The organism is Mycobacterium innocens (genome assembly GCF_900566055.1).
In the GTDB taxonomy this organism is placed as follows: domain Bacteria; phylum Actinomycetota; class Actinomycetes; order Mycobacteriales; family Mycobacteriaceae; genus Mycobacterium; species Mycobacterium innocens.
Map to the genome: position 1 here is coordinate 41,899 of NZ_UPHQ01000040.1, position 19,098 is coordinate 60,996.

Below are 19,098 nucleotides of genomic sequence, written 5' to 3' on the forward strand. Positions count from 1 at the left end.
TCGCGAGCGTAGCGCTACCCTCGGGCTATGGCCCTGTCTGCCACTGGGACGCAGATCACCGAATTCGAGGAGCTGCGACCGCATCTGATGTCGGTCGCCTACCGGCTCACCGGAACCGTGGCCGACGCCGAGGACATCGTCCAGGAAGCCTGGCTGCGCTGGGACACCTACGACCGGGAGATCGACGACCTGCGGGCGTGGCTGACCACGGTGGTGAGCCGGCTCGGTCTGGACAAATTGAGGTCGGCGGCGCACCGCAGGGAGACCTACACCGGCAACTGGCTGCCCGAACCCGTGGTGACCGGGTTTGACGGCGCCGACCCGCTGACGGCCGTGGTGGCCGCCGAAGATGCCCGGTTCGCGGCGATGGTGGTGCTGGAACGGCTGTCGCCAGATCAGCGGGTCGCGTTCGTGCTGCACGACGGGTTTTCGGTGCCCTTCGCCGACATCGCCGAGGTGCTGGGGACCAGCGAGTCCGCTGCCCGGCAACTGGCATCGCGGGCCCGCAAGGCTGTAGCGAGCGACGCAGCGGACCGCCCGCCACAATCTGACCCCGCCCACAACGAGGTGGTCGGCAAGCTGATGGCCGCCATGGCCGCCGGCGACCTGGACACCGTGGTGTCGCTGCTGCATCCCGATGTGACCTTTACCGGCGACTCGAATGGGAAGGCCCCCACGGCCGTTCAGGTCATTCACGGCGCGGACAAGGTGGTTCGGTTCATGTTCGGCCTGGCCCGTCGCTACGGCCCGGCATTCTTCACCGCAAATCAGCTGGCGTTGGTCAACGGCGAACTCGGCGCCTACACAACGGGTTTCGCCGGTGCCGACGGGCATCGGGACATGGCGCCGCGGATCACCGCGATGACGGTTCGCGACGGAAAGGTTTGTGCGATATGGGATATCGCCAACCCCGACAAGTTCACCGGGTCGCCGTTGCGGGCTACACCGGCAGTATGATCGCGGCGGTCGGGCCGAGGAAGGTCGCCTGACCGCCGGGCGGCACGTAGTTGCCGGTGGGCCCGTAGATCCCGTATATCGGGGCGGCCGGGCTCGCTCCGGCCCAGATGTCGTTGATCCAGCCGGTGGACAGCGTGTACACCGCCGAGGTGGCGCCGGGCGGGGAGAACCCGGTCACCAACTGCAGGATGAGGTCGGTGAGGGGGTTCAGGCCCAGCATCGAGTCGACGTGCGAGCCGCCCACGATCTCGGCCCCGACGAACTGACTCGGGTACAGACTGACCAGTTGGTTCGTGGTGTTGCCGAACGCGTTCCACGGCTGCGGTGGCGCGGCGACCGTATAGACGGGGACATTGGCCGCCTGCAGGTTGGCGATCGCGTTCCCGAAGGCCGTTGCGTTGTTGGCGACGCCGTCGAACATCACCACACCCTTGAGGTGGTTGGTGCCACCCCCGAGGGCGGCGAGGTAATTCCCGCCGGCGATCGTGGCCAGGCCGCCGCCGGCGGAGTGTCCGGACAGGATGAAATCCTGCGGCAGCGTGCCGAAATAACCGGCCCGTTGCGCGCTGATGTTCAGATTCGTCTGGGGACCCAGGAACAACGACGCCACGCCCTGCTGCATCTCCGGGCTGTTTAGAAACAGGCCGAACGGCAACGGAATCGACGGGATGGTCGGAGTGACCACGACGCTGTTGGTCTGCTGCGCCAGCTCGATAGCCAACGGCTGGTACAACAAGCCGAAAGCCCCGAAGCCGTGCTGCAGATAGACGGTGCCGGTGGCGTTGACCGGCCCGTTCGCCTGCGTCGGGAAATACCACAGCGCGGGGGCCGGGTAGTTGAATTGGGGAATCGTAAAGCCGAGGAAGGAACTTGGGCCGACGGGGATTTGCAGGAACGAGAACCCGATCCTGACCCCGGTCACTCCGTTGGTGCCCGGGGCGGTGAAGGCAGTGGAAGGGAAGTTCAGCACCCCGCCCAAACCCACCGCATTGGTCGCCGAGTTGAGCAGCGCTCCCAGCGTTGCGGTACCGGGGCCACCAATTAGCGGAGACCCAAGCAGCCGTTCAACGGGTGAAGACAGGCTTTTGACTTGCGCCAACAGCGACCCCAGCGGTGACGCATTCGCGGCCTCAGCGGCCACGTACGCGGCCCCGGCCGCGCTCAACGCGCGCGAGAACTCGTTGTGAAACAGCGTTGTCCGGGCGACCAGCGTCTGAAACTCTTGGGCGTAGCCGCCGAAAAGCGTCGCGATCGCCGTCGACACCTCGTCGGCCGCCGCCGCGGCGATCCCCGTCGTCGAAGACGACGCCGCAGCCGCGGCCTTCTTGATCGCCTCCTCGATGCCGGTCAAGTTCCCGGAAGCTGTGGCAATAGCCTCGGGTGCTGCGGTCACATACCACGACATCGGCGGCTCCCTTTCAGTTGATACGAGATCAGGCACAATTTAGTTCAAAAATTGAACGAATCGAGGCTCCGTCGGTGCTAGGCCGAATGTGCGAACACCCGATTTTCAGCCATCCAGTCCTCGATATGACCCATGGTGGCGGGTAGCCACCGCCCCCAGAAGACGAGGTGGTCTGCGCCGGCAATTTCCACAGAGGTCCCTTGCTGATACCGGTCCTTCATGGCACCTTCCTGCAACGGCAGTTCGTGATGACGCAGCGTCGGAGTGTGCACCGTGAAACCGCGCTGTTCGAAGGCCGCCCGGGCCGGAGCCCAGCCGTCTGCAGTGCCCCACACGCCGTGGATGAGAACGACGTGCTCGGTGTCATACATGACGCCAAGGATGACAGCTGACGAGCCAGAGCGTGGCCTGAACCGGGCAAGGAGACCGGGGTGGGTCAGGCCGTAGCCCACGGAACCCGGCAGGCGTCACCGGAACTGAAGCCCTGCTCGGTCATCCCCAGCGCGGCGTTCATCCGCGCTCGCATGTTCTCCAAGCCGATTTGATAGGTCAGCTCGATCACGCCGGCATCGCCGAAGCGGGCCCGCAGGTCGGCCACCTGCTCGTCGGTGACGGTATGCGGATCGGTGGTCATGGCCTGAGCGTAGGCGATGGCGGCGCGCTCGTCGTCGCTGAACGCCGGAGATGTCGCGTAATCGTCTATCTCCGTGAGCCTTTCGATGTCGAGGCCGTCGAGGCGCTGCAGCATGGTGCCGAAGTCGACACACCATGAGCAGCCGACCTGACGCGCGGTCCACAACACCGCCAGCTCACGCACGCTGGCCGGCAGTGTTTGCGACGCGCGCTGGACCATCGTCTCGTGCACGGCGCTGGCGAGCAGCAGGCGCCGATGATGCGCAGTGACCGCCAGCGGCTCAGGGACCTCGCCGAAGCGGCGCTTGGCGACTCGGTACATGGCGCGAACCAGCAGTCCGGCGCGCTGCGGAGGCAGGGGCTCGATGCGGGTTTTCGTTGTCATACCCATCAGACGAGACGGGTCGCCAAAGTGTGACGGCTCCAAGGATCCGCCAAGGATTCGCCGAGGATGGCGTCGGAGTCTGTGGACGTGTCGTCCTACTCGTATATCGCTGAGCTGCCCGGGCTCGAGGACATCGAGCCGCTGATGCACACCGCGGTCCTGGTTGCCGATTCGCGCGTGGACCAGGGACGGGTCCGCACCGCGGTCGAGGAGGTCTTCGCGGCCAACCCGGCTCTGGGCACCGTGTTCGAACCGTTCTTCGACCGCTGGGCCGCTCGTCCGGGCGGCGGCTGGGGATGGGCAGTGGAACCTCCGGGGGTCTTGGTCGCCGATGTCGTCGCCCGCCAACGTGCTTCCTTCGACATGCGCACCGGCCGATTGTTCGCCGTGTCGCTGCTGCCCGGGACTCCGGAACGGCTGGTGCTCAGCGCCAGCCAGCTGTGCATGGACGGTGCGTCCTGGCAAACCGTGGTCGACGAGGTGAGGCTTCGGTGCGGTTGGAAATAGTCCTGCGGCGCCGCATTCCGTCGACCCCGTTCAGGACGGTCACGGGTAATCAGCCCGGCGAGTTGGCGCCCGAAGATGCTGCTACCCCGTGATTGTCGGCTTGAGGCAGCAGCGCAACACCCCGTGCCGGAACAACGGCCGAAGGTGGTCGGCGACGGGTCCGTCCGGACGGAAGCTGCGTACGTAGTAGCTGCCCGACGCCACGGTGGGTAATTGACGTTTCGAAAGCCAATCGGCCACCCAGTCCCGCCGCGCGGCGTCGACCTCGGCCAGCGCTGCCATGTCGACGGCCATGAAGGCCCGAGCGGCCAGGGCGTTGTAGAAGTACGAGTACCAGTCCCACTGCCGCCGGTATCTGGTTGCCAACGGGTGACCGGGCGGGACGAGCAGCACGCCCAGCTGCGAGGCGGTCAGGCCGAACCCGCGGCTGAAACTGATCGACAGCAGCGCGCCGGGAAGCAGCGGCCGCAGCGCCCGGGCGATCTCCGCGCGGTCTGCGGCGGCCAGCGTCGGAAAGAGGTTGATGTTGAGTAGTCGCGCCGGCGAGCGGGCCAGGAATGCGAGCATCTCGTCGGTCAGGTGACCGTTGCGCACCGACGGCACGCACAAGCAGGCCAGGTCTGCTGATCCCGCGGCGTCGAACCGGACGGCGTGGTCATGGGTGGCGCCGACCATGAAGCCGTACCAGTCGCCCGGGTAGATCACAACCTGACCCGCGGCCGCCACCGCCTCGATGATGTGGGTGATGAGGTCGACGTCGCTTCCGGCCGCAAACAGCTGCCAGCCGGTCAAATCCCATTCGCCTTCGCTGAGTCGTTGCACCCGGTCAATGAGTGCGGGTGCGAAGACATGGCGCAGCCAGTCTTGGCCGTCGCGGTAATGGTTGGACAGGTCGTCGGCGCTCAGCTGCGCAACGGCGCTCCGGTAGGCCTCGGCCGCGATGCGAGAACCCACGGGTAGTAGCGGGCGCAGCGCCTCGACCTGATCCGGCAGGATGGCACCCGCGAGCAGGTCCGCATCGACTAACGGTTCGCAGCCCGCATCGGTGAGCAGCCCAGCCGGTACAGCAGGCTGGCCCGGTCTTCCAGCGACGCGTACACCCGGCCGTCCGCCAGCAGGTTGGACGAGCGGGCCAGCCGATGCCGCAGCTCCCACTCCGGTGTCGGTTCGTAGTAATGACATACCTGCACCTTCCCAATGCGACGGATTGTGGGACCCCATGGCAGGCCCCCGACGACGTGGCCACGACCGGCGAACGGATCAGCGTGAATTCGGTGCTCCCGGCACCACTGGTTGGCGTCAGACGAGGAAAGCAGCGACCGTGCCGACGCCACATACGTGTGCTTGAAGGTGAATTCGGCTACGCCCAGCGCCGTGAACGCCCCGATGTACGCCCAGACCTGGTCGGGGTCGGCGACACCGGCGGTGCTCATCACGCAGGTTGCTCGAACCGGCAATCCCACGCCCTGCGCGACCGCCAACACCGCTTCGGCGGTGGGCGCGGCATCGCCCATGATCGCCCGGTTCTCGGCGTCGCCCACGGCGTGGCGAGACCAACACAGATATGTTAGGCCCGCGGCCCGCAACTCGGCGGCGACGGGCGAACTCAGTCGGGCCCCGTTGGTGAACAGCGCGATCTCGTCGAAAACGTCGGCGGCCAACCGAATGGCTCGCACGCACTCGTCAGGGCGCAGCAGCGGCTCGCCGCCTCCGGTGACCACCATCCGGCTGGCACCCCTGCTCGCCGACCACCGGAAGTAGCTCCGCAGCTCCTCATCCGACCAGCGGGCCGGCGCAGCTTCCAGCGCGGAAATCGATGAGCGCGAAAAGCAGAACGGGCAGCTGCACTGGCAGGCCATCCGTACCGGCAGCACCGAGCAGGTCAGGAAGCAACAGTCGGCCCAGCTCATCGTGGCCCCGCGGTGCTGAACGGAGTGACCTTGTCGGGTGCCGTCAGCGGCTCGACGGCTACCGGGACGGGGCCGAGTGCGCGGCGCAGCGCTGCGACGATGAGGTCGTCGGCATTGTCTGTGGCGCCGACCTCCAGCTCCCGTCGCACGGTGATCGACGTGTCGGCGTGTTGATGGACCGTCCAGCGACGCAGCGGCAGCTCCTGGAAAAGCTGGGTGACGTCGAACGAGTTCGCTTGGGTGCCGTCCGCACGGCTCAACATCACCGGGGTGCGGCCAACCAGGTCTTCGATGACCGGCTGGTCGCCCGACCACACCAGCCGGGCGCTGTCCCCGGTGCGGTAGCGCAGCAGCGGCAGGTACGGATTCATCCCGCCGGTGAGCGCGATTTGCCCCAAAGCTCCTGGCGTACAAGGCATGCCGGCATCTTCGAGCACCTCCACGAACAGCCGTGGCTGCAGCAAGGCCATGCCGCGTCCGGGACGGCTGGCGGCGACCGGGCCCGATTCGGTGGTGGAGTACACGTCGATGACCGGACATCCGAAGCGCTGGGCAACTCGTTGTCGGGTGGCGGCGCTGAGGTGCAACGCGGTGGAGATCAGCACCTTGGGATGCAGGTCCACGTCCAGCCCGGCGAGCTGAGTCAGTGAGACCGGGTCGCCGGTGATCACCTGGGGATCGTGGTGCGCCAAGAAACGCCGCCGGGCCAGGGGATCCGGCCAGCCCGCATCCTCGAGGTTCACCTTGGCGGTCGCACAGCCGAGAAATGACGACCAAGACGGCACGATGAAGCCGCCGTGCCGCTGACTCACCACGGTCATCCAGTCGGCGCGGTCGGCCCGGAACTGCACGGTGACGCCATGCCAGCGGGCGGCCTGCAGCAGCAAGGCGTAGTAGCAGGAAACCGAGACCGGGTGCGTGGGCACCACGACCGCCGGATGTCCCGATCCCGACGTCGGGAACCAGATGAGGTCGTCGAGGTCGGCGTCGTCGGGAACCAGTTCCCACCAGCCGCGGGCCAGGTTCGCCCGGTCGGTGGTGAAAGCTGGTGACGCGGCGTCGGTTTGGCGGTAGCGCGGCACCACCTGCCGGGCGCGGGCAAGGTAGCCGGCCAGCCACGGCGGTCGGTGATCGGGACGCCAGCGCGGGGGATCGAGGACCACGGACGCCGCGTAGGCGTTGACTCGGTCGAGCGCCTCGCGGTTCAAGCGGTCGCCGCAGTGATGGTTCCACAACGGCGCGCCGGGCGCTTCGAGCAGCGCATCAAGGGTCTTCCGCCCGGTGGCAGAAATGAGCGGATGGCGTTCCGCGAAGGGAACGACGCCGGATCCCATGGGCGTGAATCGTGGCATGGGCTATTCCCTTGATGCTCGGGCCGCGGCTTCCGCGGCACGCTTGCGGGCCAGGGCGGCGCGCACTTCCTTGGCCCGCGCTTCGGCGGCTCGGGCCTCGGCCTCCACCCGCGCCCGCGTCGCCGAGTCCAGGGTGGACAGCCGGTCGGCTGCTTGTTCGACGGTTTCGCCGGCGGGCACCCCCCCCGCGCGGCGGAACATCAGACGGGCGAGTTCCTCACGCCGGTCGGGATCGCGCACCAGCAGTTCGGCGCGCACCAAGGCGGCCATTGCCCACAGCTCCTCACCCAAGAACCCCAGAAAAGCGGCCCCGGACAACACAGATCGTGCCGATTCGTCGGTGGCCAGCCAGCAGGACACCAGACAGGCTCGCAGCCAGTTTTCCGTCGCCGCGTCCGGTTGGCCGGGCGTGAGGCCGGCCACCCAGTCGTCGGGTATGGCGGCGCCCAATGAGGCCAGGGTGTCGCCGACCACCGCGGCGACTGCGACTAGTCCGCGGTCACCGATCAATGGCGGCGCCAAGAAGTCGTCCGGACAGTCGGCCAACCGATGAACCAGCGTGGCAACTGAAGGCGTGGACATGTCGTTCACCGGCCCGGGTATGCCTGGCGCGCGAAACGGCGGGCGAAACCCAGCAACTCTGCCCAGCCGCGGATCGAAACCACGTCCCAGCCCATCTCGACGGCCGGATTCAAGTCGTCGGGCCACCGGTACAGGTTGAGCACCATGGTGCCGCCACCGCGCGCCCGAGCCAACGATTCCCGGGCGATCACCGCGCCGTCGTTGCCGTGTTCGTCCTGGTTGAACATCGTCGTCACGCCGTCATCCGAGATCACCAGCACGTGCACGGGCCGGTCCCGTTCGGTGCGAGCAGCGTAAGTGTCGCGCAGTACGTGGATCGGAAAGGCGGTGCCGCCGCGGAGGTAGCCGGTGACGATCCGCAAGATGCGTTCGGTGTCGGTGATGAAACCGGCGGTGGTTTCGAACCGCCGCGCACCGCTCCACAGGGTGGCCTGGACACGGCCGCCGCAGCGCAGGCAGGACAGCGCGATGATCGCTGCGGCCAGCGCCAGGAAAGACAGCTGTCGTTGCGGGTTGACGATGGAGCCCGACGAGTCGATGTAGAGGTCGAGGTCCAGTGGTTGCGGGCGCGGCGGCAGGTCTTCCTCGGGGGCCATTACTCGCTTGACGGTGGTGACGCCCGGTATGACGAGCGGGCTGCGAATGACCGAGTGCAGCCAATCGATGTCGGCCATCGGTTCCCCCACCGTCCACGGCGAAAGGCCTTCCGGCACCAGGTCTCCAGTGCTAGGCGCCGGCCTCGACGGGAACGGGATGAGGTGACGCTGGGCCGCCTCCCGGTAGTAGCGGACCGCGACGTCATGGTCGCTCAGCTTCAGACCCAGCGCGCGCAGCAGTTCGCCGTACTGGAAGGGCTCGCGAGCCTGGACCCGCGGCGCGGCCGACGGAACTTCTGAGAGCGGCTGTGCTGCAACAGGTTCAGCGCCCTCGGTGACCCGCGGGTCGTTGGCGGGATGCAGTGGCTCGGTCCGTTCGCCGGCGTCCATGTCGGTGAGCCCGGGCGGTACCACACCCCCGGCCGTGTTCAGCGAGTCGTCCCAGCCGGCCAGAACGCGGCGGGCGTCAGGGTCTTGAGCCAGATACGGCAGGCATAGAGCGGCGAACCCGGCTGCCCCGTCGAGCCAGTCCGAACGGTAGGCACGCACCAGCCGACTTCCCAACTGGGCGTCGCCTTCGATCCGGTCGGGCAGCGGACCGGGGGACAGGTCGCCGCGGCGCAATGCCCACAAGATCTCGTAGATGCGCTGGTAGAGGCGCCACAAGTCGCTGATCGGTCCCTCGGGGGCATGCGCTTTCAGTCGGCGATACACCTCGTCCATGCGCAGGCCGGAGCCGCGTTGCAGCCGGTCGTTGATGTGCAGGTCGGCGTAGAGGTTGGCCACGGCCGGTGCGGCGCCTTCCACCCCCGGCAGCGCCCAGCGCATGCGGGCCAGCATCCGCGCTTGGTCGGTGAGGTTGGCCGGACACAGGATGTGGTGGCCGATCTCATGACCCATGATCTCCAGCGGCAGGTCCACCAGGTTCCGCTCGATCACCTGTTGTAGGTCGATCACCACCAGTTGGTCGGTCAGCCGGATCATGGCGAAGCTGCCGTCCAGGCCCGACCTGTTGGCCTGCTCGGTCGTCGTGCACAACTGCGGCTCGCGCAGCCGGGTGAACCGACTCCATAACGCCAGGGCGTCGGACCAGCGTCGGTGCCATTCTTGGCGGGCGTCGGCCGCGGTGGCGACGGTCGTCATCGGCCGGGCTCCACGACCAGCACCTGATAGCTGGTGGGCACCGTGAGCGCGGTCATGTCCGCGGTAGCGGCGACACTGACCGGGCGCACCCCCGGGGGAACGAAAGCCTTTGTGGCCGAGGAAAAATCGATGCTCTGCGGTTCGGTGCGGGTCAGCGTGGCGCCCCAGGCATCGGCGTGCAGCAACCAGGCGTCTGGTCCGGAGCAGACCACGATGTGCCCGGCCCGGACCCCGACCCGCGGCGGACTCAAGAACTGACCTCCGAACCCTCGGAAAGCCCCCACCCGGTGGGCGACGGACGGAGCGCCGGTAGGGGTTCGGCCGGGTCGCCACCACCGGTTGTCCCGCATCCGTTGCAGGGTGTCGGCTGCCGTCACCCCGTTGACGCCGACTGCGGCGCTGAATGCGGCATCACTGAGCGTCACCGCGACGCTCAGGGCGCTGTCGCGGTACTGGCTGAGGCCAAGCAGCCAGGCCGCGACCTGTCCGGCACGCATCGTCATCGTCGGGTTACCGGCGGCCGCTGCGGTGGTCACGCGGGTGAGCCACTCGCCGACGGACAGCCCGCAGTGGTGCAGGTGGACAACGGCATTGGCGAGTGAACCGAAGACCTTGCGCGGTTCGTCGAGCAGGATCCGCGCCAACCCCGGCAGCGCGGCCAGCAGCGGGTCGTGGGAGCCGCCGCCAAGGCGGTGCTGGCCGACGAGCTCGACAACGGAGTCGAATACCGCGGCCAGCACGCGCGCACCGGAGCCGGGCGAGATCCGGTCGCATGAGTCGACGAGGTCGCGCAGCGGGCCCCGAATTTGGTTCTCCAGGATGGTGGTGTCGAAGTCGACATAGGTTCGGCGCGCGTTGGCGACGATCGCGTTGCAGCGGTCCCGATGCTGGGCGAGCGCGGCGGCCATCGGGCCGTCAACCAGCGTCATGGGTCAGCCATGCGAGATAGTTGGTGTAGCGCTGGTGCAGGTACTTCAGCGCGATGATGTCGTCGTAGACGGTGCCGTACAGCTTTCGTCCGGTCGACCAGCCGCTCAAGGTGCGCTCGATGCGGACCAGTCGATCGCGCACCTGGCGCTCGGTGATGCCGTCGAGGCCCAGCTCGAACTCGGCGAACAGATCGACCACCGGATCGTCGGCGTCGAGTCCCTGTTGGTCGTATTGCGCGCAGGACAGCTCGAACAGGCGCCGGATCCAGCCGACTCGGTCGGCTCGGTAGGCGGCGTTGCCCGCCACCTCGAAAAACGGCGCGTCGCGATCCTGAACCAGCCGGTTCACCAGGACGAACGGCAGTATGTGCCGAACGTCCTCGATCGCGACGATGCAAGTTCCGCGGAAGTACGCCAACGCTTTTGCAAATACCAAAATGGTCTGCAGCGACCTCACCGACAGCCCGTTGTGGGTTTGCGCGCCCAGGTCGGCGAGGCGATCGCGGCCGGTGTCGTCCAGGGCCAGCAGGTGCGGATCGAGCCCGGCCAGCCGTGCGGTGTCCTTTGTCTTGTATTCCAGGGTGCACGCCGCGGCATCGAGGAACTCGAACTGGCTGACGAAGAACTCGATCCGCCGTCGCACTTCGAAAGGAATCTCGACGGCGAGGACCTCCGCATAGAGCCGATCCAGCTCGGCGGCGCTGAACACCAGCTGTTCGGGTACGACTTCGTCCGGACGAAAGCCGGCCTCGATCCGGTCCAGCAGATGGGTGAGGAAGCGCGGGTTGAAGTTCAGCGCCGCCACCACCACGTCGATGCGGTCGCGCAGCGCTTCGATCACGTGGTAGGTGCCGCCGCCGGCGTCGTCATTGGCGGTCAGATACCAGGCGGCCTCGGGACACTCCAGCACCTGGTCGAACATCTCGGCGTAGTTGTCGCCCATCAGCGTCAGCAGTGCCGACTGGGTGCGAGTGGGAATCCGGTTGTACTCGTCGACAATTCGGACGCGCATCTGCAGCCAAGCCCGCCAGGCGATCCGAATGTCCTGCGGGCTGGCGGCTTTGATCAGGTCGGCGGGCAGCGGGCTGCCCAGCAGGTCCGCCACCGTCATCTCCGGATGACCATGCTGCATCCCGCGGCGGATTTCGGTAACCGAGTAGCCCGCCAAGACACCCATCAATACCGCACTGGCCGTCTTGCCCCGGCCCGGCCCGCCGACGAGCAGGCACCGCCGCCGGACCGCGAAGTTGAGCAGGGGGATCAGGACGAAGCTGCTGTAGGACTGGCCGCTGGGAAGATCGACCTGGGTCTGGGAGTCGCCGAATCGGAAACTCTGGTGAGCGCCGTGGAAGTAGTCGATGTCGTAATGCGGGCTGATGATCGCCTGGTTGACGATCCAGAAGTAGGCCTGACGCAGCTTTTCATCGAGCGCGACCTCGCCGGCATGCTCCTCACCCGTACTGATCGGACCTCGGTAGAGGTCGGCGACATCGAAGACGGGCGCACCGCGATGGTCGGCCGTGGGGTTGGTGGGTGCCTCGGGTACATGGCGAAGTTTTCGCCGATCGATCAGGGCCACGTGGTTGCCTTCTCGGGTTGCTCAGCGCGAGAACATGAGCGCGCGCTTGACCTCCTGGATCGCCTTGGTCACCTCGATACCGCGCGGGCAGGCGTCGGTGCAGTTGAACGTGGTCCGGCAGCGCCACACCCCGTCGACCTCGTTGAGGATGTCGAGGCGTTCGGCGGCGGCCTCGTCACGGCTGTCGAAGATGAAGCGGTGGGCGTTGACGATCGCCGCCGGGCCGAAGTAGCTGCCCTCGTTCCAGAACACCGGGCAGCTGGTGGTGCAGGCCGCGCACAGGATGCACTTGGTGGTGTCGTCGTAGCGGGCGCGGTCGGTCTGGCTCTGAATCCGTTCGCGGGTGGGCGGATTGCCGCTGGTGATCAGATACGGCTTGACCGCGCGATAGGCGTCGAAGAACGGCTCCATGTCGACCACCAGGTCCTTTTCCACCGGCAGCCCGCGAATCGGTTCGACCGTGATGGTCAGTTGCTTACCGGGCTTTTTCGGCAGCAGGTCACGCATCAGCACCTTGCAGGCCAGCCGGTTGACGCCGTTGATCCGCATGGCATCCGAGCCGCACACCCCGTGCCCGCACGACCGCCGGAAGGTCAGTGTGCCGTCGAGGTAACCCTTGATGTAGATGAGCAGGTTGATCACCCGGTCGCTGGGCAGGCAGGGCACCCGAAAGCTTTGCCAGCCACCGGTTTCGGTGTACCGCTCCGGGTCATCCGGGTTGAACCGGGCGATCTTGACGGTCACCATCACCGAGCCCTCGGGAACCGGCGGCAGCGGTCTCTCCGGCAGGTCCGGCACCGGTTCGGTCTCGGCTACCTCTGCTGATCCCACAGTGTCGCCTTCGGCCATCAGTACTTCCGTTCCTTGGGTTCGTAGCGGGTCTGCACGACGGGTTTGAAGTCCAGCGCGATGTCGCTGAGCAGTTCGGTGCCCTGCTTATCGGCCCCAAATTCCTTATCGGCCCCAATTTCCTTGTAGGCCATGGTGTGGCGCATGTAGTTGACGTCGTCGCGGTTGGGGTAGTCCTCGCGGGCATGCCCGCCGCGGGATTCCTTGCGGTTGAGTGCGCCGACCACGGTGACCTCGGCCAGCTCCAGCAAGAAGCCCAGCTCGATGGCTTCCAGCAGGTCACTGTTGAAGCGTTTTCCCTTGTCGTGCAGGCTGATTCGGGAGTATCGCTCCTTGAGTGCGTGGATGTCGGTGAGCGCCTGCTTCAGGGTTTCCTCGGTGCGGAACACCGCGGCGTTGTTGTCCATCGTGCGCTGCAGCGCGCCGCGGATGTCGGCTACCCGTTCGTTGCCGTGCTCGGACAGGATGTCGTTCACCCATCCCACGACCATGGCCGCCGGGTTCGGTGGCATCTCGACGAAGTCGTGACCGCGCGCGTAGTTGGCCGCGGCGATGCCGGCCCGGCGACCGAACACGTTGATGTCCAGCAATGAGTTGGTGCCCAGCCGGTTGGCGCCGTGTACCGACACGCACGCGCACTCGCCGGCCGCGTACAGGCCCGGGACGGTGTGGGTGTTGTCCCGCAGCACCTGGCCGGTGACCGTGGTGGGGATGCCGCCCATCACGTAGTGGCAGGTCGGGTAGACCGGGACCAGCTCGTGCACCGGGTCCACGCCCAGGTAGGTGCGGGCGAACTCGGTGATGTCGGGCAGCTTGGCCTCCAGCACGTCCGCACCCAGGTGGCGCACGTCGATGTAGACGTAGTCCTTGTGCGGGCCGGCGCCGCGGCCCTCCAGCACCTCCAGCACCATCGAGCGGGCGACGATGTCGCGGGGAGCCAGGTCGACGATCGTGGGGGCGTAGCGCTCCATGAAGCGTTCACCCTCGCCGTTGAGCAGCCGGCCGCCCTCGCCGCGCACCGCCTCGGAGATCAGGATGCCCAGGCCGGCCAGTCCGGTCGGGTGGAACTGGTGAAACTCCATGTCCTCCAACGGAAGTCCCTTACGGAAGACGATGCCGATGCCGTCGCCGGTGAGGGTGAGCGCGTTGGATGTGGTCTTGTACATCCGGCCGGAGCCGCCGGTCGCGATCACGACGGCCTTGGCGTGGAAGACGTGGATGTCGCCGGTCGCCAGCTCGTAGGCCACCACCCCGGTGGCCACCGGGCCGCTGGGAGTGTGGGTGAGTGCCAGGTCGAGTACGTAGAACTCGTTGAAGAACTCCACGTCGTGCTTGACACAGTTTTGGTAGAGGGTCTGCAGGATCATGTGGCCGGTGCGGTCGGCGGCGTAGCACGCCCGGCGCACCGGAGCCTTGCCATGGTCGCGGGTGTGGCCGCCGAAGCGGCGCTGGTCGATGCGGCCCTCGGGGGTGCGGTTGAACGGCATCCCCATTTTCTCCAGGTCCAGCACCGCGTCGATGGCTTCCTTGCACATGATCTCGACGGCGTCCTGGTCAGCCAGGTAGTCGCCGCCCTTGACGGTGTCGAAGGTGTGCCATTCCCAGTTGTCGTCTTCGACGTTGGCCAGGGCGGCGCACATGCCGCCCTGGGCGGCGCCGGTGTGGCTGCGGGTGGGGTAGAGCTTGGTCAACACGGCGGTGCGGACCCGCGGACCGGCCTCTACCGCAGCGCGCATGCCGGCACCGCCCGCGCCGACGATCACCACGTCGTATCGGTGTTGGTGGATCACCGCCGCCGCCGACGATGCAGAGCGAAGCGATGAGGAGGAGGTGGCGAAAACATGTGCGCCTTTCAGGAGATGTTCGCGTCGAAGGTCAGCAACACGTAGCTGCCCAGCACCAGCGTGAATGTCATCGACACCGCCAGCAGCGAATTGAGCCAGAACCGGGTGGATTCCTTGCGGCTGTAGTCGTCGATGATGACGCGCAGTCCGTTGCCGCCGTGCAACTGCGCCAGCCACAACAGCAGCAGGTCCCAGGTCTGCCAGAACGGTGAGTTCCAGCGCTGCGCCACGTAGTTGAAGTCGATGCGATAGACGCCGTTGTCCCACATCAGACCGATGAACAGGTGACCCAGGGCCAGGAACACCAGCACCACCCCGGAGAACCGCATGAACAGCCAGGCGAATTTCTCGAAGTTGGGCATACCGGCGCGGCGCCGCGGCGACCGCGGATTGTCCAGGCTGGCGGGCCGGTCATGGGTGCGTTGCAGCACCGGTGCGCGGCGGCTCTTGCCGGTTTGCGGGTTGAGCTGCACGCCGGGGGTGCTCATCGGAAGTGCTCCCACATGTGGATGCCCAGCACCACCGCCGCGGGCACCAGGATCAGCAGCCATACGATGCCGACGACGCCCAACATCAGCCGCTGATAGCGCGGCCCCTGCGACCAGAAGTCGATCAAGATGATCCGGATTCCGTTGAGGGCGTGGTAGGAGACCGCAACCACCAACCCGAATTCCATCAGGCCGACGACCGGCGTCTTGTAGGTGCCGATCACCGAGTTGTACGCCTGGGGGCTGACCCGCACCAGCGCGGTGTCCAGGACGTGGACGAACAGGAAGAAGAAGATCGTCGCGCCGGTGATGCGATGCAGCACCCACGACCACATGCCGGGGTCGCCGCGATAGAGGGTCCGTGGTGGCCGCCGTTTGCGTGATGATCCGGGGGCAGGTTCAGGCCCCTTTGTGGGCGCTGCCGGATTCGCGGTCGTCGCCTTGGTATTCAGACCGTCCTCACCGCCTTCCAAACCCCGTAAGAAACGGCATCAAACAGCTCTAGCCGGGCAATCGAGCTTAACTTGACCAGGTCCGCGGGCGGTACCGACAGTCCGATCGCAATCATGTGTCGCGTGGCCATTCGTGGTCGACGCGGCTCGTCCCGTCGGGGTTAAGGTTGCCTACCGGGGTCGGCCCATCGTCGAGCGGGGTTGCGAATGCCTGATGTCGATTGGGATATGCTGCGCGACAAGGCAATTCAGGTGTTAGCCGGTGCGTATGCACCCTATTCACGCTTCCCGGTCGGTGCGGCCGCGCTGGTTGACGACGGCCGTGTCGTCACCGGCTGCAATGTCGAGAATGTCTCCTACGGCCTGGGCCTGTGCGCCGAATGCGGAGTGGTGGGCGCCTTGCACGCGACCGGAGGCGGTCGGCTGGTCGCATTGGCATGTGTGGACGGCGCCGGGTCGGCATTGATGCCGTGCGGACGGTGTCGTCAGCTGTTGCTCGAACACGGCGGCCCGGAGCTGTTGATCGACCATCCGGGCGGGCCGCGTCGGCTCGGCGAACTACTGCCGGAACCTTTCCGTGCAGATCTTGCATCCGGGCCAGCGGATGAGCCCGGTCGCGAATTGTCGTGACCCCGTGCGAATTTGACGTGCTGGCAGTTTAAAGATCTCATGGCAAATTAATGAAGCAGTGATAAGATCGTGACCAAATCGTGATCAACTTTATTAGGGTCGCCCGTGATAGGGCAGTGATTGGTTCGTAATAAGGTTGTGATCGAATGAATATGTCATATGTGACTGCCGTACCTGAGGCGCTGGCGGCGGCGGCGAGGGATATCACCGGCATCGGCTCGACCCTGAGCGCCGCGAATTCCGCGGCAGCGGGGCCGACAACAGGGCTGCTGGCGGCGGGCGCCGACGAGGTGTCGGCGGCCATCGCGGGGCTGTTCAGCTCGCATGCCCGGGAATATCAAGCGCTGAGCGCCCAGGCGGCGGCGTTTCATGACCAGTTCGTCAATGCCTTGACCGCAAGTGCGAGGTCGTATCTGAGCACCGAGGCGGCAAACATCGCGCCGTTGCGCAATGTCGTGCAAGGGCTGCTCGGAATGCTGGGCGCACCGACCGCCGGCAATGGTGGTCAGTCGGTGGCAACCGGCGCCGGCGGGCACGGCGGGTTGGCCGTGGCAAGCACCAACAGCGGCAGTCCCGCACCGGGGACTGGTGGCGGGACGGCCGCTGTCTCTGGTCGAGACGGGAGCGCCATGCCGATCGGCACCGGTGGCACTGGCTCCGCGGCGGTCAGCCCGAGTTCCGCCGACACGACGACCACGGGTAGTGGCGCCACCGCCACGACGGCCTCGGCCGCGGCCCCCGCCCTCACCGGTACCAGCGGCACCGCGGCGGTCAACCCGACTACCGCCGCCCCGACGAGCACGGCTAGTGGCACCACCGCCCTGGCGACTGCGGCCGCGACGACGTCCACCGCGACGACCGCCGCCAGCACCGGAGGCACCGGGGTGACGGCGACGTACACTCCGACGGCTCTGTGGAATAGCGGCTTCATCGCGAATTACACGATCACCAATACGGGTACGACGCCGCTGACCAACTGGCAGCTTCAATTCGACTTGCCGACAAACGAATCCGTCACCAACCTGTGGAATGGGCAGGTGTCCCAGTCCGGCACGCACTACACCGTCACCCCGGCCAGCTACAACGGGACGATCGAACCCGGCAATTCGGTCACCGTCGGATTCCAAGCCGCGCAGAACGGCTCCTACTCGCCACCGACGCATTTGCTGGTCAATGGACAACCCGTCGGCGGTGACACCGGTGGCACCGGCACCGGTACGAGCACCGGCGGCACGGGTACCGGTGGTACGACGACCGGCGGCACTGGCACCGGAAGCACTGGCGGCACGGGGACCGGCACCGGAAGCACTGGCGGCACGGGTACCGGAACGGGCACCGGCGGGACGGGCACCGGCGGCACGGGCACCGGTACCGGCGGCACGGGCACCGGTGGGACGGGCACCGGTGGCAGCGGGATCACGGCGACATATGCGCCCACGTCGCAATGGAATAACGGCTTCGTCGCCGACTACACGATCACCAATACGGGCACCGCCCCGGTGACCGACTGGCAACTCCAATTCGACTTGCCCTCAAACGAATCCATCACGAATCTGTGGAACGGACAGGTCGCCCAGTCGGGCACCCACTACACCGTGACCCCGCAGAGCTATGACGCCACGATCGCGCCCGGCAGCTCGGTCACTGTCGGGTTCCAGGCGGCGCAGACCGGCTCATACTCGCCCCCCACGAATTTGCTGGTGAACGGACAACCCGTAACGGGCGGCACGGGCACCGGCGGCACCGGGACAGGTGGCACCGGGACCGGCGGTAGCACCGGCGGCACCGGGACCGGGACTGGCGGCACCGGGACAAGTGGCACCGGGACCGGCGGCAGCACCGGCGGCACCGGGACCGGCACCGGTGGCACGGGGACCGGCACCGGGGGCAGCACCGGCGGCACGCTGATCACGTCCCAGTACGGTACGACGACGATCCAGAATGCCTATGTGGTGCAAAACAATGCATGGAACAACCCGGGCGGACAGTCGATCAACGTCACCCCCACCGGGTTTTCCATCGCCACCGAAAACGGCTCCGCTCCCACCAACGGCGCTCCGCTCGGATACCCGTCGATATACGACGGCTGGCACTACGGCACCGGTTCGCCCGGCACCAACCTCCCGATCCAGTTGGGCCAGATCCAGACTGCCACCAGCAGCATCAACTACACCTATCCCAGCAGCGGTATCTATGACGCTTCCTATGACATCTGGCTGAATCCCACGCCCATCACAACCGGCGTCAACCAGCAGGAAGTAATGATCTGGTTCAACCACCAGGGCCCCATCCAGCCGGTCGGCTCCGTGGTGGGCAACGCCACCATTGACGGGCAGAACTTCCAGGTGTGGAAGGGCAGTAACGGCCAGAACAACGTGGTGTCCTACGTCGCGACCACACCGATCACCTCCTGGAACAACTTCGATGTGATGGGGTTCATCGACCACACCCAAACCCTGGAGCCGGTCACCGACTCGTGGTACCTGACCAGCATCCAAGCCGGCTTCGAGCCCTGGAGCGGCAGCGTCGGCGCGGGGGTGGATTCGTTCTCCGCCCTGGTCAACGGCGTTTAACCCGACTAATGGGAAGTGCCAGGCCCAGCCGGGCAGCGTTTCGGCAGACTTGGCTCGTATCAGTACGCGCTGTGACCGCGGGTGTTGATGGCCGGGTGGTGTGAACGAGTTTCTTGATGCCCCAAGGTGTTTGGGTTTCGATATCGTGCTGGTGGTGACCGGCCACCACCGCTAGTTGGGTGTTGGTGGTGGTTGGGGTTGGAAGGGTTCATACCACCACCAGTGGGCGCGTTCGCCGGTGGGCCCGGGGCACGGCGCGACGGTGGGCGGGGGTTGGGTTGGTG

General features: G+C 66.7%; 17 protein-coding genes and 4 pseudogenes. 6 read left to right on the forward strand and 15 right to left on the reverse strand.

The features are described 5' to 3' along the window. The first annotated feature begins 27 nt into the window (after window positions 1-27). On the forward strand, window positions 28-957 hold the full coding sequence (locus EET03_RS05015) for a sigma-70 family RNA polymerase sigma factor (RefSeq protein WP_075543090.1): 930 nt from the start codon (window positions 28-30) through the stop codon (window positions 955-957). Here EET03_RS05015 and EET03_RS05020 read toward each other — a convergent pair. The 3 genes and pseudogenes from EET03_RS05020 to EET03_RS05030 all read right to left on the reverse strand — a co-directional run. After that, window positions 941-2,362 (reverse strand): PE domain-containing protein, encoded by a 1,422-nt coding sequence (locus EET03_RS05020; protein ID WP_075543091.1) that lies wholly within the window; start codon window positions 2,360-2,362, stop codon window positions 941-943. The genes EET03_RS05015 and EET03_RS05020 overlap by 17 nt on opposite strands. Before the next feature lie 77 nt (window positions 2,363-2,439). After that, window positions 2,440-2,733, reverse strand: coding sequence for a lipase family protein (locus tag EET03_RS30695; RefSeq protein WP_075543092.1), 294 nt, complete (start codon window positions 2,731-2,733; stop codon window positions 2,440-2,442). A gap of 65 nt (window positions 2,734-2,798) precedes the next feature. Further along, a pseudogene (locus EET03_RS05030) lies at window positions 2,799-3,413 on the reverse strand (carboxymuconolactone decarboxylase family protein); the annotation flags it as partial. Between the two features lie 33 nt (window positions 3,414-3,446). Here EET03_RS05030 and EET03_RS05035 point away from each other — a divergent pair. Next, window positions 3,447-3,887 (forward strand): condensation domain-containing protein, encoded by a 441-nt coding sequence (locus tag EET03_RS05035; protein WP_075543094.1) that lies wholly within the window; start codon window positions 3,447-3,449, stop codon window positions 3,885-3,887. A gap of 81 nt (window positions 3,888-3,968) precedes the next feature. Here EET03_RS05035 and EET03_RS05040 read toward each other — a convergent pair whose 3' ends face one another. From EET03_RS05040 to sdhC, 11 genes are all read right to left on the reverse strand, one after another. Then, the gene (locus EET03_RS05040) at window positions 3,969-4,841 is read right to left on the reverse strand and encodes a hypothetical protein (protein WP_099193990.1); all 873 of its coding nucleotides are present in this window, start codon (window positions 4,839-4,841) and stop codon (window positions 3,969-3,971) included. A gap of 68 nt (window positions 4,842-4,909) precedes the next feature. Next, window positions 4,910-5,797, reverse strand: a complete 888-nt coding sequence (locus EET03_RS05045; protein WP_075543096.1) for a radical SAM protein — start codon at window positions 5,795-5,797, stop codon at window positions 4,910-4,912. Continuing rightward, window positions 5,794-7,149, reverse strand: coding sequence for a phenylacetate--CoA ligase family protein (locus tag EET03_RS05050; protein WP_136625645.1), 1,356 nt, complete (start codon window positions 7,147-7,149; stop codon window positions 5,794-5,796). The genes EET03_RS05045 and EET03_RS05050 overlap by 4 nt, the downstream gene beginning before the upstream one ends. Window positions 7,150-7,152: 3 nt before the next feature. Further along, on the reverse strand, window positions 7,153-7,731 hold the full coding sequence (locus EET03_RS05055; RefSeq protein ID WP_075543106.1) for a hypothetical protein: 579 nt from the start codon (window positions 7,729-7,731) through the stop codon (window positions 7,153-7,155). Between the two features lie 5 nt (window positions 7,732-7,736). Next, window positions 7,737-9,470, reverse strand: coding sequence for a hypothetical protein (locus tag EET03_RS05060; protein ID WP_099193991.1), 1,734 nt, complete (start codon window positions 9,468-9,470; stop codon window positions 7,737-7,739). Next, on the reverse strand, window positions 9,467-10,399 hold the full coding sequence (locus tag EET03_RS05065; RefSeq protein ID WP_075543099.1) for a hypothetical protein: 933 nt from the start codon (window positions 10,397-10,399) through the stop codon (window positions 9,467-9,469). Before EET03_RS05065 ends, EET03_RS05060 begins: the two co-directional genes overlap by 4 nt. Then, the gene (locus EET03_RS05070; protein WP_208648999.1) at window positions 10,386-11,978 is read right to left on the reverse strand and encodes an AAA family ATPase; all 1,593 of its coding nucleotides are present in this window, start codon (window positions 11,976-11,978) and stop codon (window positions 10,386-10,388) included. Before EET03_RS05070 ends, EET03_RS05065 begins: the two co-directional genes overlap by 14 nt. Window positions 11,979-11,999: 21 nt before the next feature. After that, entirely contained in the window at window positions 12,000-12,776 is a 777-nt protein-coding gene (locus EET03_RS05075) for a succinate dehydrogenase iron-sulfur subunit (protein ID WP_099194327.1), read from the reverse strand. A 50-nt stretch (window positions 12,777-12,826) separates the two neighbouring features. Then, window positions 12,827-14,617 (reverse strand): succinate dehydrogenase flavoprotein subunit, encoded by a 1,791-nt coding sequence (gene sdhA, locus EET03_RS05080; RefSeq protein WP_075543101.1) that lies wholly within the window; start codon window positions 14,615-14,617, stop codon window positions 12,827-12,829. A 62-nt stretch (window positions 14,618-14,679) separates the two neighbouring features. Beyond that, window positions 14,680-15,159: a succinate dehydrogenase hydrophobic membrane anchor subunit gene (locus EET03_RS05085; protein ID WP_075543102.1), complete on the reverse strand. Its 480-nt coding sequence runs from the start codon at window positions 15,157-15,159 to the stop codon at window positions 14,680-14,682. Continuing rightward, a complete protein-coding gene (gene sdhC / locus EET03_RS05090; protein WP_023371364.1) occupies window positions 15,156-15,494 on the reverse strand; it encodes a succinate dehydrogenase, cytochrome b556 subunit in 339 nt (112 codons plus the stop codon). Before sdhC ends, EET03_RS05085 begins: the two co-directional genes overlap by 4 nt. 324 nt (window positions 15,495-15,818) lie before the next feature. Between sdhC and EET03_RS05095 the strand changes: the two genes are divergently transcribed. The 4 genes and pseudogenes from EET03_RS05095 to EET03_RS30060 all read left to right on the forward strand — a co-directional run. After that, window positions 15,819-16,241 carry a cytidine deaminase gene (locus EET03_RS05095; RefSeq protein ID WP_075543103.1) on the forward strand — a complete coding sequence of 141 codons (423 nt, stop codon included), beginning with the start codon at window positions 15,819-15,821 and terminating at the stop codon, window positions 16,239-16,241. A gap of 152 nt (window positions 16,242-16,393) precedes the next feature. Next, window positions 16,394-17,410, forward strand: a pseudogene (locus tag EET03_RS32310) (PE domain-containing protein); the annotation flags it as partial. A gap of 261 nt (window positions 17,411-17,671) precedes the next feature. Continuing rightward, window positions 17,672-17,962: pseudogene (locus EET03_RS32610) on the forward strand (cellulose binding domain-containing protein); the annotation flags it as partial. Between the two features lie 234 nt (window positions 17,963-18,196). After that, window positions 18,197-18,793: pseudogene (locus EET03_RS30060) on the forward strand (GH12 family glycosyl hydrolase domain-containing protein); the annotation flags it as partial. 192 nt (window positions 18,794-18,985) lie between these two features. Here EET03_RS30060 and EET03_RS31195 read toward each other — a convergent pair. Then, on the reverse strand, window positions 18,986-19,098 hold a 113-nt coding region (locus EET03_RS31195; RefSeq protein WP_244232247.1), incomplete at its 5' end, for a hypothetical protein.

Bases quoted from the DNA above. Each gene is read 5' to 3' on its own strand.
- EET03_RS05015 (WP_075543090.1), top strand. From the start codon at position 28: ATGGCCCTGTCTGCCACTGGGACGCAGATCACCGAATTCGAGGAGCTG.
- EET03_RS05020 (WP_075543091.1), bottom strand. From the start codon at position 2,362: ATGTCGTGGTATGTGACCGCAGCACCCGAGGCTATTGCCACAGCTTCC.
- EET03_RS30695 (WP_075543092.1), bottom strand. From the start codon at position 2,733: ATGTATGACACCGAGCACGTCGTTCTCATCCACGGCGTGTGGGGCACT.
- EET03_RS05035 (WP_075543094.1), top strand. From the start codon at position 3,447: ATGGCGTCGGAGTCTGTGGACGTGTCGTCCTACTCGTATATCGCTGAG.
- EET03_RS05045 (WP_075543096.1), bottom strand. From the start codon at position 5,797: ATGAGCTGGGCCGACTGTTGCTTCCTGACCTGCTCGGTGCTGCCGGTA.
- EET03_RS05050 (WP_136625645.1), bottom strand. From the start codon at position 7,149: ATGCCACGATTCACGCCCATGGGATCCGGCGTCGTTCCCTTCGCGGAA.
- EET03_RS05055 (WP_075543106.1), bottom strand. From the start codon at position 7,731: ATGTCCACGCCTTCAGTTGCCACGCTGGTTCATCGGTTGGCCGACTGT.
- EET03_RS05060 (WP_099193991.1), bottom strand. From the start codon at position 9,470: ATGACGACCGTCGCCACCGCGGCCGACGCCCGCCAAGAATGGCACCGA.
- EET03_RS05065 (WP_075543099.1), bottom strand. From the start codon at position 10,399: ATGACGCTGGTTGACGGCCCGATGGCCGCCGCGCTCGCCCAGCATCGG.
- EET03_RS05085 (WP_075543102.1), bottom strand. From the start codon at position 15,159: ATGAGCACCCCCGGCGTGCAGCTCAACCCGCAAACCGGCAAGAGCCGC.
- sdhC (WP_023371364.1), bottom strand. From the start codon at position 15,494: ATGTGGTCGTGGGTGCTGCATCGCATCACCGGCGCGACGATCTTCTTC.
- EET03_RS05095 (WP_075543103.1), top strand. From the start codon at position 15,819: ATGCCTGATGTCGATTGGGATATGCTGCGCGACAAGGCAATTCAGGTG.